The sequence below is a fragment of the Ancylobacter sp. genome, assembly GCF_965279025.1.
GTDB lineage: Bacteria > Pseudomonadota > Alphaproteobacteria > Rhizobiales > Xanthobacteraceae > Ancylobacter.
Map to the genome: position 1 here is coordinate 1,257,227 of NZ_OZ257132.1, position 12,931 is coordinate 1,270,157.

A 12,931-nucleotide genomic window follows, 5' to 3' on the forward strand; every position below is an offset into this window, starting at 1 on the left:
TCGACGCCCCGTGCCGTCAGCGGCCGGGGCGCGCGGATCACGCGGCTTCGGCAGCCATCTTCTTGCCCTTCTCGATCGCCTCTTCGATGGTGCCGACCATGTAGAAGGCCTGCTCCGGGAGGTGATCATACTTGCCTTCCACCAGGCCCTTGAAGCCCTTGATGGTGTCGGCAAGGTCGACGAGCTTGCCGGGCGAACCGGTGAAGACTTCGGCGACGTGGAAGGGCTGCGACAGGAAGCGCTCGATCTTGCGGGCGCGGGCGACGGTGAGCTTGTCCTCTTCCGAAAGCTCGTCCATGCCCAGGATCGCGATGATGTCCTGCAGCGACTTGTAGCGCTGCAGCGTCTGCTGCACCGAGCGCGCCACATTGTAGTGCTCCTCGCCGAGGATCAGCGGCGAGAGAATGCGCGAGGTCGAGTCGAGCGGGTCGACGGCCGGGTAGATGCCCTTTTCGGCGATCGAGCGCGACAGGGTGGTGGTCGCGTCCAGATGGGCGAAGGAGGTGGCCGGCGCCGGGTCGGTCAGATCGTCGGCCGGCACGTAAATCGCCTGCACCGAGGTGATCGAACCCTTGGTCGTGGTGGTGATGCGCTCCTGCAGCGCGCCCATGTCGGTGGCGAGCGTCGGCTGATAGCCCACCGCCGAGGGGATGCGGCCGAGCAGAGCGGAGAGCTCGGAACCGGCCTGCGTGAAGCGGAAGATGTTGTCCACGAAGAACAGCACGTCCTGGCCCTGGTCGCGGAAATGCTCGGCGACGGTCAGGCCGGTCAGCGCGACGCGCGCGCGGGCACCCGGGGGCTCGTTCATCTGGCCATAGACCAGCGCGCACTTGGAGCCTTCGGTGGAACCGCCATGCTCGTGCGGGTCGACGTTCACCTTGGACTCGATCATCTCGTAATAGAGATCGTTGCCCTCGCGGGTGCGCTCGCCGACGCCGGCGAACACGGAATAGCCGCCATGCGCCTTGGCGATGTTGTTGATCAGTTCCATGATCAGCACGGTCTTGCCGACGCCGGCGCCGCCGAACAGGCCGACCTTGCCGCCCTTGGAATAGGGGGCCAGCAGATCGACGACCTTGATGCCGGTGACGAGGATTTCGGCCTCGGTCGACTGGTCGGCGTAGCTGGGGGCCTGCTGGTGGATAGCGCGGGTGGTCTCGCCGACGATCGGGCCCTGCTCGTCCACCGGCTCGCCGATGACGTTCATGATGCGCCCGAGCGTGCCGGCGCCGACCGGCACCGAGATCGGCGCGCCGGTGTCCGTCACCGTCGTGCCGCGGACCAGACCTTCGGTCGAGTCCATGGCGATGGTGCGCACGGTGTTCTCACCGAGATGCTGCGCCACTTCGAGCACGAGGCGGACCCCGTTATTCGTGGTCTCCAGCGCGTTCAGGATCTCCGGGAGGTGATCCTCGAACTGCACGTCCACGACGGCGCCGATGACCTGCGTGATGCGTCCGACATTAGCCATGTTCGTCGTCCTTCCGGTCCTGCCTCAGAGCGCCTCGGCGCCGGAAATGATCTCGATGAGTTCCTTCGTGATCATTGCCTGGCGGGTGCGGTTGTAGGTCAAAGTCTGCTTCTTGATCATGTCACCCGCGTTGCGGGTGGCGTTGTCCATCGCGCTCATGCGCGCGCCCTGCTCGGACGCGCCATTTTCGAGCAGCGCCTTGAAGATCTGCACCGCGAGATTGCGCGGCAGCAGGTCAGCGAGGATTTCGGCCTCGCCAGGCTCATATTCATAGACCGCCTCGGCGCCGGTAGCGGCGGCGGCCGGCGCGGCGAAGGTCGCCGGGATCAGCTGCTGCGCGGTCGGGACCTGCGAAATCACCGACTGGAAGCGGCTGAAGAACTGGGTGGCGACGTCGAATTCGCCGGCGGCGAACATCGCGCCGATCTTGTCGGCGATCTTCTGGGCGTCGGCGAAGGTGACGCCGCCCTTGCTGGTGCGCAGCTCGACGACCTCGACGATCTGCTTCTCGAACTGGCGGCGCAGCGCGTCGTGGCCCTTGCGGCCGACGCAGAAGATCTTGACCGTCTTGCCCTGCCCCATCAGCGCCAGGGCGCGTTCGCGGGCAAGGCGGACGATCGACGAGTTGAAGGCGCCGCACAGGCCGCGCTCGGCGGTCAGCACGAGCAGCAGATGCGTCTGGTCCTTGCCCGTGCCGGTCAGCAGCAGCGGCGCGTCCGGGCCGCCGGAAATCGTGCCGGCAATGTTGCCGAGCACGCTCTCCATGCGCACGGCATAGGGACGCGCGGCCTCGGCCGCCTGCTGGGCGCGCCGCAGCTTGGCGGCGGCGACCATCTGCATCGCCTTGGTGATCTTCTGCGTCGCCTTCACCGAAGCGATGCGATTGCGCAGATCCTTAAGGCTGGCCATGTGTCCCTGTGCTCCGCTCTGCCGTTCAGGCGAAGGTCTTCGAGAAGGCGTCGAGCGCCTTGACGAGCTTCTCGGTGGTGTCCTTGGACAGTTCCTTCGACGTGCGGATGGTGTCGAGGATCTCGGCGTGGCGGGAACGCAGGAACAGCAGGAGACCCTGCTCGAACTCGCGGACCTTGGACACCGGCAGGACGTCGAGATAGCCGTTGGTGCCGGCGTAGATCACCACCACCTGCTCCTCGACCTTCAGCGGCGAGAACTGCGACTGCTTGAGCAGCTCGGTGAGGCGGGCGCCGCGGTTCAGCAGCTTCTGCGTCGAGGCGTCGAGGTCGGAGCCGAACTGGGCGAAGGCGGCCAGTTCGCGATACTGGGCGAGCTCGCCCTTGATCTTGCCGGCAACCTGCTTCATCGCCTTGATCTGGGCGGACGAGCCGACGCGCGACACCGAGAGGCCGACGTTCACCGCCGGGCGGATGCCCTGGAAGAACAGGTCGGACTCGAGGAAGATCTGGCCGTCGGTGATCGAGATCACGTTGGTCGGGATGTAGGCCGACACGTCGTTGGCCTGGGTCTCGATGACCGGAAGGGCGGTCAGCGAGCCGGCGCCGTTGTCGTCATTGAGCTTGGCGGCGCGCTCGAGCAGGCGCGAGTGGAGATAGAACACGTCGCCGGGATAGGCTTCGCGGCCCGGCGGGCGGCGCAGCAGCAGCGACATCTGGCGGTAGGCCACGGCCTGCTTCGACAGATCGTCATGGACGATCAGCGCGTGCATGCCGTTGTCGCGGAAGAACTCGCCCATGGCGGTGCCGGAGAACGGCGCCAGGAACTGCATCGGCGCGGCGTCGGAAGCGGTGGCGGCGATGACGATGGAATATTCCAGCGCGCCCTGCTCTTCCAGCACCTTCACGAACTGCGCGACGGTGGAACGCTTCTGCCCGATCGCGACATAGACGCAATAGAGCTTGGCCTTCTCGTCGGTGCCGGCGTTGATCGACTTCTGGTTCAGGATGGCGTCGAGCGCGACGGCGGTCTTGCCGGTCTGACGATCGCCGATGATCAGCTCGCGCTGGCCACGGCCGATCGGGATCAGCGCGTCGATGGCCTTGAGGCCGGTCTGCATCGGCTCGTGCACGGACTTGCGCGGGATGATGCCCGGCGCCTTCACGTCGACGCGGCGGCGCTCGGTGAACTCGATCGGACCCTTGCCGTCGATCGGGTTGCCGAGGGCGTCGACGACGCGGCCGAGCAGGCCCTTGCCGACGGGAACGTCGACGATGGCGCCGGTGCGCTTGACCGTCTGGCCTTCCATGATCTCGCGGTCGGAACCGAAGATCACGACGCCGACATTGTCGATTTCGAGGTTCAGCGCCATGCCGCGCGTGCCGTTCTCGAACTCGACCATCTCGCCCGCCTGGACGTTGTCGAGCCCGTAGATGCGGGCGATGCCGTCACCAACGGACAGAACCTGGCCAACCTCGGAGACTTCGGCTTCCTGGCCGAAATTCTTGATCTGCTCCTTGAGGATCGCGGAAATTTCAGCGGCGCGGATATCCATCAGCGAACCTCTTTCATCGCAGTGCGGATCGAATTGAGCTTTGTCTTGAGCGAGGCATCGACGAGCTTCGAGCCGACCTTGACCTTCAGCCCGCCGAGCAGCGAGGGATCGACCTCGATGGCGAGCTTGACGTTCTTGCCGGTGAGCACGTCGAGCGACTGCTTCAGCGTAGCGGCGTGGGCGTCGGAGAGCGGCTGCGCGACGGTGACTTCCGCCGTCACTTCGCCCTTATAGGCGGAGACCAGCAGCTCGAAGTCGCGAAGGATCGCCTCGACGGTGAAGAGGCGGCGATTGGCCGCCACGGTCTTGAAGAAATTGCCGGCAAGACCGTCAATGCCGGCCTTGGCCAGCAGGGCGGTAACCGCCTTTACCTGCTCCTCGGACGAGAACACCGGGCTGCGCACCAGGCGCTTGAGGTCGGCGCTTTCGGCGATCATGGCGTTGAACCTTTCCAGGTCCGCCTTGACCGCATCGACAGCATTGGCGTCGCGGGCCAGCTCGAAGAGCGCCGTCGCGTAGCGTCCTGCCACTCCGGATACGTAGGTCTCGGCCACTTTGCCTCTCTCGGGGCTTGTCCGCAGCACGTGCCGCCCGACAGGGGACGCCTGCTTCCGGACTGGAAGGAGTCAAACTCAAGGCGGCGTAGGGATTTCCCTTACCCGGCCCCAAGGTCGGCGGTTCCCTAACACGGCTCTCGGCGTGCTGCAACACGAGGGCGTGAGGGAAAAAGCGGGGCAAATGACGTAGCGGCCGCAGAATGCCGCCGAACCCGCCATCTCCCGGCGCCACAAGGCTTTGTGCGGCCTGCGGCGCATTGCTGCACCGCGCCGGCGCCCGGCCGAGGCACCGGGTTTTCCACGGCTGCGCGTGGATGTCGCGGCTTCTGGCATGCCAGAGCCATCCCGCACTGGCGGCGCGAGGTCAGTCGCGGGCCACCCGCAGCGCCGCCGCGGCAGCGATCGGCCCCAGCACCATCGCCGCCAGCGACAGGCCGAGCAGGATTCGGAACGGCGTGCCGAACGGCACGGTGCCGCCGAGCGCGGTGCCGGTCGCGGCCACCGCGAAGATCAGCACCGGAATGGTCAGCGGCATCACCAGCACCGCCACCAGCAGCCCGCCGCGCCGGAACACGGCGGCGAAGGCAGCGCCGATCAGCCCGAGAAAGGTGATGGCCGGCGTGCCCACCAGCAGCGTCAGGGTGAGCGCGCCGGTCGAGGCGGGCGCGAGGTTCAGCAGCAGCGCCAGCACCGGCGCCGCCACCACCAGCGGCAGGCCGGTGGCGATCCAGTGCGCCAGGCCTTTCGCCGCCGCCACCAGTTCCAGCGGCAAAGGCGCCATGGCGAGCACGTCGAGCGAGCCGTCCTCGGCATCGGCGGCGAACAGCCGGTCGAGGCCGATCAGCGATGCCAGCAGCGCGCCGATCCACAGGATCGCCGGGCCGATGCGGGCCAGCAGAGCGAGGTCCGGCCCGATGGCGAAAGGCGTCACCACCACCACGGCGAGGAAGAACACCACGCCGAGCCCAGCCCCGCCGCCGGCGCGCAAGGCGAGCCGCAGATCGCGGGTGAGCAGCGCGAGGAAGGCCCGGCTCATTCCATCTCCACGGGCTCGGCAACAGCGAGGGCCGGCCGCCAGGCGCCGAGATCGAGCGCGTCGGACGGGCCGAAATCGAGCGGCGCGTGGGTGGCGGCGACAATCAGCCCGCCCTTTTCCACATGCGCCCGCGCCAGTTCGCCAAAGCGCGCCTGCGCCGCCGCATCAAGCGCCGTGGTCGGCTCGTCCAGCAGCCAGAGCCGGCGCTGCGCCACCAGCAGGCGAGCCAGCGCCAGCCGGCGCTTCTGCCCGGCCGAAAGCACCGCCACCGGCAGCCGCTCCAGCCCGCCCAGGCCGACCGCCTCCATCGCCTGCGCTACGGTAAGCGCCGGGCGCCCCAGCATGGCGCGCCAGAAGGCGAGGTTCTCCTGCGCGCTCAAGGCTGCCTTGTGGGCGTCGAGATGGCCGAGATAATGCACCTCCTCGGCGAAATCCTCCGGCTCGGCCGCGCCCTCGAGCCGCAGCCGGCCTGATTCTGGCCGCGCCAGCCCGGCGAGGATCCGCAGCAGCGAGGATTTGCCGGTGCCGTTCGGCCCGGTGACGATCAGCGCCCGCCCGGCTTCCAGCGTGAAGCCCAGCCCCGCGAAAAGCCGCCGCTCGCCGCGCCGGCAGGCGAGATTCTCCACCACCAGCCGCATCAACCCTTCCCCCGCTTACCGCCGGCGACGCGCCGCACAAATTTCCGATGCATTGCGTCAAGCCTCTAGGATCGGAGTTTGAAATGGCTCTATATAGAAATCTGAACGATGCGCCCCGTGCCGTGCCAGGGCTTGCCCGAGCTATAGCCTGCGAGCCCTCTTCCCTCCAAGGCCCAGCGCATCCTGTCACTTTGTTAGCGGGGACCTGCCAGCCGTGACGTCTCTCGACAGCTTCAAAAGCCGTAAAACCCTCACCGTCGGGTCCAGGACCTACGTCTATTACAGCCTGCCGGAGGCGGAGAAGAACGGCCTCGACGGCGTCTCGGCCCTGCCCTTCTCGATGAAGGTGCTGCTGGAGAACCTGCTGCGCTTCGAAGACGGCCGCTCCGTCTCGAAGAAGGACATCGTCTTCATCAAGGACTGGCTGATCAATCGCGGCAAGGTCGAGAACGAGATCGCCTACCGTCCCGCCCGCGTGCTGATGCAGGACTTTACCGGCGTTCCCGCCGTGGTCGACCTCGCCGCCATGCGCGACGCCATGGTGCATCTGGGCGGCGACCCCAAGCGGATCAACCCGCTGGTGCCGGTCGACCTCGTCATCGACCATTCGGTGATCGTGAACTTCTTCGGCGACAACGCCGCCTTCGGCAAGAATGTCGATGAGGAATACAAGCAGAACCAGGAGCGCTACCGCTTCCTGAAATGGGGCCAGTCGGCCTTCGACAATTTCCGCGTGGTGCCGCCCGGCACCGGCATCTGCCACCAGGTGAACCTCGAATATCTCGCCCAGACCGTCTGGACGAAGGACGAGGACGGCGACACCGTCGCCTATCCCGACACCTGCGTCGGCACCGACAGCCACACCACCATGATCAACGGCCTCGGCGTGCTGGGCTGGGGCGTGGGCGGCATCGAGGCGGAAGCCGCCATGCTCGGCCAGCCGGTCTCCATGCTGATTCCCGAGGTCATCGGCTTCAAGATGACGGGCGAGATGAAGGAGGGCATCACCGCCACCGATCTCGTGCTCACCGTCACCCAGATGCTGCGCAAGAAGGGCGTGGTGGGCAAGTTCGTCGAGTTCTTCGGCCCGGGCCTCGATCACCTCACCCTCGCCGACCGTGCCACCATCGGCAACATGGCGCCGGAATACGGCGCCACCTGCGGCTTCTTCCCGGTCGACCAGGAAACCATCGCCTATCTCGACGAGACCGGCCGCACCGATGAGCGCATCGCGCTGGTCGAGGCCTACTCGAAGGCGCAGGGCATGTGGCGCACCGCCGGCACCGCCGACCCGGTGTTCACCGACGTGCTGGAGCTCGACATCTCCACCGTGCTGCCCTCGCTCGCCGGCCCCAAGCGCCCGCAGGACCGCGTGCTGCTCTCCGGCACCAAGCAGGGCTTCCTCGCCGCGCTGGAAGGCGAGTTCAAGAAGGCCGGCGAGACCGGCAAGCGCGTTCCGGTGGCCGGCACCGATTACGATCTCGGCCATGGCGACGTGACCATCGCCGCCATCACCTCCTGCACCAACACCTCGAACCCCAGCGTGCTCATCGCCGCCGGCCTGCTCGCCCGCAACGCGGTGGCGAAGGGGCTGACGTCCAAGCCGTGGGTGAAGACGTCGCTGGCGCCCGGCTCGCAGGTGGTCGAGGGCTATCTCAACGCCGCCGGCCTGCAGGGCGATCTCGACGCGCTCGGCTTCAACCTGGTCGGCTTCGGCTGCACCACCTGCATCGGCAATTCCGGCCCGCTGCCGGAGCCGATCTCGGAGGCCATCAACAAGAACGACCTCGTCGCCGGCGCCGTCATCTCCGGCAACCGCAACTTCGAAGGCCGCGTGAACCCGGACGTGAAGGCGAACTACCTCGCCTCCCCGCCCCTGGTCGTCGCCTATGCCATTGCCGGCTCGCTGCAGGTCGACCTCACCACCGAGCCGCTCGGCATCGGCTCGGACGGGCAGCCGGTGTTCCTTAAGGACGTCTGGCCGTCCAACCAGGAGATCGCCGCCTTCATCCGCGCCAACGTCACCAAGAAGATGTTCCAGGAGAAGTATTCCGACGTCTTCAAGGGCGACGAGAACTGGCAGAAGATCGCCATTCCGCTGGGCGAGACCTATGCCTGGGAAAACGCCTCCACCTATGTGCAGAACCCGCCCTATTTCGAGGGCATGAAGATGGAGCCCGAGCCGGTCACCGACATCATCCAGGCGCGGGTGATCGGGCTGTTCCTCGATTCCATCACCACCGACCACATCTCGCCCGCCGGCTCGATCAAGGAAGCCAGCCCCGCCGGCCATTATCTGCGCGACCATCAGGTGCGCCCGGCCGACTTCAACCAGTACGGCACCCGTCGCGGCAATCACCAGGTGATGATGCGCGGCACCTTCGGCAATATCCGCATCAAGAACCAGATGCTGAGCGGCAAGGAAGGCGGCTTCACCCGCCACTGGCCGGACGGCACGGAGATGCCGATCTACGATGCCGCCATGCTGTACAGGCAGGAAGGCGTGCCCACCGTGGTGTTCGCCGGCAAGGAATACGGCACCGGCTCCTCGCGTGACTGGGCGGCCAAGGGCACGGCGCTGCTCGGCATCCGCGCCGTCATCGCCCAGAGCTTCGAGCGCATCCATCGCTCGAACCTGGTCGGCATGGGCGTGGTGCCGCTGGTATTCCAGAACGAGGAATCCTGGCAGTCGCTCGGCATCCAGGGCGACGAGATCGTCACCCTTAAGGGCATTGAGGGCGACCTCAAGCCGCGCCAGACGCTGATCGCCGAGGTCACCTTCGCCGACGGCACCGTCAAGCAGGTGCCGCTCACCTGCCGCATCGATACGCTGGACGAGCTGGACTACTTCCGCAATGGCGGCATCCTGCCTTTCGTGCTGCGCAATCTCGCGGCCTGAGCGGGCGCGAGCCACCCCTCATGATCAGCCGGCGCGGGCTTCGGTTCGCGCCGGCTTTGCATTTGCGAAGCCCCGCCGCGCGCCGTGCGCGACCTCTCACGGCGGCGTGCGCGGCGACACCCGAATGTGACTGGTCGCAACAGGCGCCGGGTCTTATTGGCTAGAGGCGGATCCGGCCGGCAGCGCCCGGCCCGGGTCCATCCCACGCCCTGCGACAGCGGCCGTCCCTGCGGACCGGCCCGCCACGTGCCCGACGATTCCGCGACCAAGGACCCCCGCCCAACATGTCCGTGACCGCCTTCGTCCCCCGCCTGCCAGCGCTTACCGCCCGCGCGCTGGCCTTCCCGCTGCTGGCTCTTGTACTGGCGCTGCCGGGCGCCGCCCGCGCCGAAGACACGCCGGCGCCCGCCGAGACCGCCGAGCCGGTGAAGCCTGTTAAGACTCCGAAGGCGGTGATCGAGCTTTTCACCAGCCAGGGCTGCTCGTCCTGCCCGCCGGCCGACAAGCTGATGGGCGAGCTTGCCGCCCGGCCGGATGTCGTCGCGCTCACCCTGGCGGTGGACTATTGGGATTATCTCGGGTGGAAGGACACACTGGCCAAGCACGGCCATTCCGTGCGGCAGAAGGCCTATGCCCATTTGCGCGGCGACGGAAAACTGTTCACCCCGCAGGCGGTGGTGAATGGCCGCGCCATGATGATCGGCTCCGACAGCGCGGCGCTGGAGCGTACGCTGGCGAGCATCGCCGCGCCGCCCGTCCCCGTCACGGTCGAGAGTGCCGGCGGCAAGGTGAAGGTCCACATCGCCGCCGCTCCCGGCTCGGCCAAGGGTGAGGTGTGGCTGTGCCCGGTGGCGAGCCGCATGGAGGTCACCATCGCCCGCGGCGAAAACGAGGGCGCCAACGTGGTCTACCACAATGTGGTGCGCGGCTGGACGCGGCTCGGCGCCTGGGAGGGTAACGAGGCCAGCTTCGAGGCGACGGTGCATCGGCTCCCGGGCGATCCCACCGACGCGGTTGCCATCATCGTGCAGTCCGGTTCGTCCACCGAGCCCGGCAGCATTCTGGGCGCGGCGCTGCAGCCGCTCGACTGAGTGCGGCGTCGATCACACGCTCGTTAACGAAAAACACAAGACGGCCCGATTTCGGCCGTTGCAATGCCCCCGGCCCCTACCAATCTCAGTCTCATAGCGTTGGGCCGGTTCGCGAGTGCATCGGTTTCCCAGCCCCCCAGCCCCCCGCGGTGCTTGTGGACCGGCCTGACGTTATCTCTAGGTTCAATCCCCGAATTGCTCTTCAGGGCCGGCCATGTCGCCGGCCCTTTTTCTTGTCGGCCGGACGCCTCGCGCCGGCCTTCCGCCGAAAAGGCGCTTGAAGCCGCCCGCCGCCCGGTGGATCATGACGCCGACATGACACCCGTTGAGTCCGCCGGCCCCATGCGCGGGGCCGCACCGAGCGGAGGAGCCGCGTGGCGGAAACCGACCCGATAGTCCTGCCGGTCGGCGCGCGCGTCGACCGCGTCACCTTCGACCGGCGCGAGCTCGACCGCATTCTCGATCTCTATGGCCGCATGGTCGCGCAGGGCGAATGGCGCGACTACGCCATCGATTTCACCCGCGACAAGGCCATCTTCTCCATCTTCCGGCGTGCCACCGAGGTGCCGATCTATCGCATCGAGAAGGACCCGCGCCTCGCCCGCAAGCAGGGCGCCTACACGGTGGTGTCGCAGACCGGCCTCATCCTCAAGCGCGGCCATGAGCTTGCGCGGGTGATCACGGTGCTGGAAAAGCCGCTGCGCGCCGTCAACTGACCCGCCCGCCGATTCGGAGATTTCCATGCGCAGCCTGACTGTCGCCGCCACCCAGATGCGCTGCGACTGGGACATCGAGGCCAATATCGCCCGGGCGGAGGGTTTGGTGCGCGCGGCGGCCGCGCGCGGGGCAAAGCTCATCCTCCTGCAGGAACTGTTCGAGACCCCGTATTTCTGCCAGGACCAGTTGCACGAATTCCTCGACCTCGCCAAACCCTTCGCGGGCAACCGGCTGATCGCGCATTTTTCCGCGCTCGCCCGCGAACTCGGCGTGGTGCTGCCCATCTCCTTCTTCGAGCGCGCCGGCCAGGCCACCTTCAACAGCCTCGCCATGCTGGACGCGGATGGCGAGGTGCTCGGCCTCTACCGCAAGAGCCACATCCCGGACGGGCCCGGCTACACCGAGAAGTTCTACTTCTCGCCCGGCGACACCGGTTTCCGGGTTTGGGACACGGCCGTCGGGCGCATCGGCGTCGGCATCTGCTGGGACCAGTGGTTCCCGGAATCCGCGCGCGCCATGGCGCTGCTCGGCGCCGAGATACTGCTTTACCCCACCGCCATCGGTTCCGAGCCGCAGGATGCCAGCCTCGATTCGGCCGGCCACTGGCAGCGGGTGATGCAGGGCCATGCCGGCGCCAACCTCATGCCGCTCATCGCCTCCAACCGCATCGGCCGGGAGGAGGGCCGCAACGGCACGTCGATCACCTTCTACGGTTCCTCCTTCATCGCCGGCCCCACCGGCGAGAAGGTCACGGAAGCCGGGCGCGACGAAGAGACCGTGCTCACCGCCACCTTCGACCTCGACGGCATCGCCCGCCAGCGCCAGAGCTGGGGCGTCTTTCGCGACCGCCGGCCGGACCTGTACGGCCCGCTGTTCTCCCTCGACGGACGCGCCCCGACGCGGGCGATCGGATGACCTCATGAGCGACACACGATGAGCGATACACTCGCCACCCTTCCCGCTGCCGACGGCTTCCGCATGCCAGCGGAATGGGAGCCGCATGCCGGCACCTGGATGATCTGGCCGGAGCGGCCGGATAATTGGCGCGACGGCGCCGAGCCGGCGCAGGCGGCGTTTGCGGCGGTGGCCGCCGCCATCGCCCGCTTCGAGCCGGTCACCATGCTCGCCACCGCCCGGCAATGGCGCCACGCCCGCGCCGCCCTGCCGCCCTCGGTGCGTGTGGTCGAGGCGTCCTCGGACGATTCCTGGTGCCGCGACAGCGGGGCCACCTTCGTGACCGACGCCGCCGGCCGGCTGCGCGGCGTCGATTGGGGCTTCAATGCCTGGGGCGGGCTCTACAGCCCCTACGAACAGGACGAGTTGATCGCCGCCAAGATGCTGGAGATCGAGCGTGCCCCGCGCTACGCCGCGCCGCTGGTGCTGGAAGGCGGCTCGATCCATGTCGATGGCGAGGGCACGGTGCTGACCACCGAGGAATGCCTGCTCAACGCCAACCGCAACCCCGACCTCACCCGCGAGGAAATCGAGCAGCATCTGAAGGATTATCTCGGCGTCTCCAAGGTGCTGTGGCTCGGCGCCGGGCTGGTCGACGACGAAACGTCCGGCCATATCGACAACCTCGCCTGCTTCGTGCGTCCCGGCGTGGTGGCGCTCACCGGCTGCGAGGACCCGCTCGATCCGCAATACGCCATCTCCCGCGATGCCCGCGAGCGCCTCTCAAAGATGACCGACGCACGCGGGCGCGCGATCGAGATCGTCACGCTGCCGCTGCCGGGCCCGCTATACCGCAGCGGCGCGGAGGCGCTGGATCTGGGCACCGAGACCGGCAGCATGTCACGCCGCCCCGGCGAGCGCCTCGGCGCCTCCTATGCCAACTTCTACCTCGGCAACGGCTTCGTGCTGATGCCGCTGCTCGACCCGGCGCAGGACGAGGCCGCCCACGCCATCCTTTGCCGCCTGTTCCCGGGGCGCGAGGTGGTCGGCGTGCCCACGCATGAGATCATCCTCGGCGGCGGTAACATCCACTGCATCACCCAGCAGCAGCCCCTCGGCACGCCGGGCTGAAAACCGCAGCGTCATCCCGGCCCCCCGCAGCGA

Annotated in this window: 11 protein-coding genes; 5 read left to right on the top strand and 6 right to left on the bottom strand. The window is 67.6% G+C overall.

From position 1 onward, the window contains the following. Window positions 1–37: 37 nt before the first annotated feature. The 6 genes from atpD to ccmA all read right to left on the bottom strand — a co-directional run bounded on the left by atpD (window position 38) and on the right by ccmA (window position 6,166). Window positions 38–1,471: a F0F1 ATP synthase subunit beta gene (gene atpD / locus ACQY76_RS05865; protein ID WP_428031959.1), complete on the bottom strand. Its 1,434-nt coding sequence runs from the start codon at window positions 1,469–1,471 to the stop codon at window positions 38–40. Window positions 1,472–1,495: 24 nt separating this feature from the next. Further along, window positions 1,496–2,380 carry a F0F1 ATP synthase subunit gamma gene (locus tag ACQY76_RS05870; protein WP_428031960.1) on the bottom strand — a complete coding sequence of 295 codons (885 nt, stop codon included), beginning with the start codon at window positions 2,378–2,380 and terminating at the stop codon, window positions 1,496–1,498. 25 nt (window positions 2,381–2,405) lie between these two features. Next, complete coding sequence (gene atpA, locus ACQY76_RS05875; RefSeq protein ID WP_428031961.1) at window positions 2,406–3,935, bottom strand: F0F1 ATP synthase subunit alpha; 1,530 nt, start codon at window positions 3,933–3,935, stop codon at window positions 2,406–2,408. Continuing rightward, the gene (locus ACQY76_RS05880; protein WP_428031962.1) at window positions 3,935–4,489 is read right to left on the bottom strand and encodes a F0F1 ATP synthase subunit delta; all 555 of its coding nucleotides are present in this window, start codon (window positions 4,487–4,489) and stop codon (window positions 3,935–3,937) included. The genes atpA and ACQY76_RS05880 overlap by 1 nt, the downstream gene beginning before the upstream one ends. A gap of 367 nt (window positions 4,490–4,856) precedes the next feature. Then, window positions 4,857–5,528 (bottom strand): heme exporter protein CcmB, encoded by a 672-nt coding sequence (ccmB, locus tag ACQY76_RS05885; protein WP_428031963.1) that lies wholly within the window; start codon window positions 5,526–5,528, stop codon window positions 4,857–4,859. After that, window positions 5,525–6,166, bottom strand: coding sequence for a heme ABC exporter ATP-binding protein CcmA (gene ccmA, locus ACQY76_RS05890; RefSeq protein ID WP_428031964.1), 642 nt, complete (start codon window positions 6,164–6,166; stop codon window positions 5,525–5,527). The genes ccmB and ccmA overlap by 4 nt, the downstream gene beginning before the upstream one ends. A 214-nt stretch (window positions 6,167–6,380) precedes the next feature. Between ccmA and acnA the strand changes: the two genes are divergently transcribed. The 5 genes from acnA to aguA all read left to right on the top strand — a co-directional run bounded on the left by acnA (window position 6,381) and on the right by aguA (window position 12,898). Further along, the gene (gene acnA, locus ACQY76_RS05895) at window positions 6,381–9,065 is read left to right on the top strand and encodes an aconitate hydratase AcnA (RefSeq protein WP_428031965.1); all 2,685 of its coding nucleotides are present in this window, start codon (window positions 6,381–6,383) and stop codon (window positions 9,063–9,065) included. A gap of 284 nt (window positions 9,066–9,349) precedes the next feature. Next, window positions 9,350–10,156, top strand: coding sequence for a DUF1223 domain-containing protein (locus ACQY76_RS05900; protein WP_428031966.1), 807 nt, complete (start codon window positions 9,350–9,352; stop codon window positions 10,154–10,156). Between the two features lie 374 nt (window positions 10,157–10,530). Next, entirely contained in the window at window positions 10,531–10,872 is a 342-nt protein-coding gene (locus tag ACQY76_RS05905; protein ID WP_428031967.1) for a DUF2794 domain-containing protein, read from the top strand. A gap of 25 nt (window positions 10,873–10,897) precedes the next feature. After that, on the top strand, window positions 10,898–11,788 hold the full coding sequence (aguB, locus tag ACQY76_RS05910; protein WP_428031968.1) for an N-carbamoylputrescine amidase: 891 nt from the start codon (window positions 10,898–10,900) through the stop codon (window positions 11,786–11,788). Window positions 11,789–11,806: 18 nt separating this feature from the next. Further along, window positions 11,807–12,898 (top strand): agmatine deiminase, encoded by a 1,092-nt coding sequence (aguA, locus tag ACQY76_RS05915; RefSeq protein WP_428031969.1) that lies wholly within the window; start codon window positions 11,807–11,809, stop codon window positions 12,896–12,898. The last annotated feature ends 33 nt before the right edge of the window (window positions 12,899–12,931 follow it).

Bases quoted from the DNA above. Each gene is read 5' to 3' on its own strand.
- aguA (WP_428031969.1), top strand. From the start codon at position 11,807: ATGAGCGATACACTCGCCACCCTTCCCGCTGCCGACGGCTTCCGCATG.
- aguB (WP_428031968.1), top strand. From the start codon at position 10,898: ATGCGCAGCCTGACTGTCGCCGCCACCCAGATGCGCTGCGACTGGGAC.
- ACQY76_RS05900 (WP_428031966.1), top strand. From the start codon at position 9,350: ATGTCCGTGACCGCCTTCGTCCCCCGCCTGCCAGCGCTTACCGCCCGC.
- atpA (WP_428031961.1), bottom strand. From the start codon at position 3,935: ATGGATATCCGCGCCGCTGAAATTTCCGCGATCCTCAAGGAGCAGATC.
- atpD (WP_428031959.1), bottom strand. From the start codon at position 1,471: ATGGCTAATGTCGGACGCATCACGCAGGTCATCGGCGCCGTCGTGGAC.
- ccmA (WP_428031964.1), bottom strand. From the start codon at position 6,166: ATGCGGCTGGTGGTGGAGAATCTCGCCTGCCGGCGCGGCGAGCGGCGG.
- ACQY76_RS05870 (WP_428031960.1), bottom strand. From the start codon at position 2,380: ATGGCCAGCCTTAAGGATCTGCGCAATCGCATCGCTTCGGTGAAGGCG.
- ccmB (WP_428031963.1), bottom strand. From the start codon at position 5,528: ATGAGCCGGGCCTTCCTCGCGCTGCTCACCCGCGATCTGCGGCTCGCC.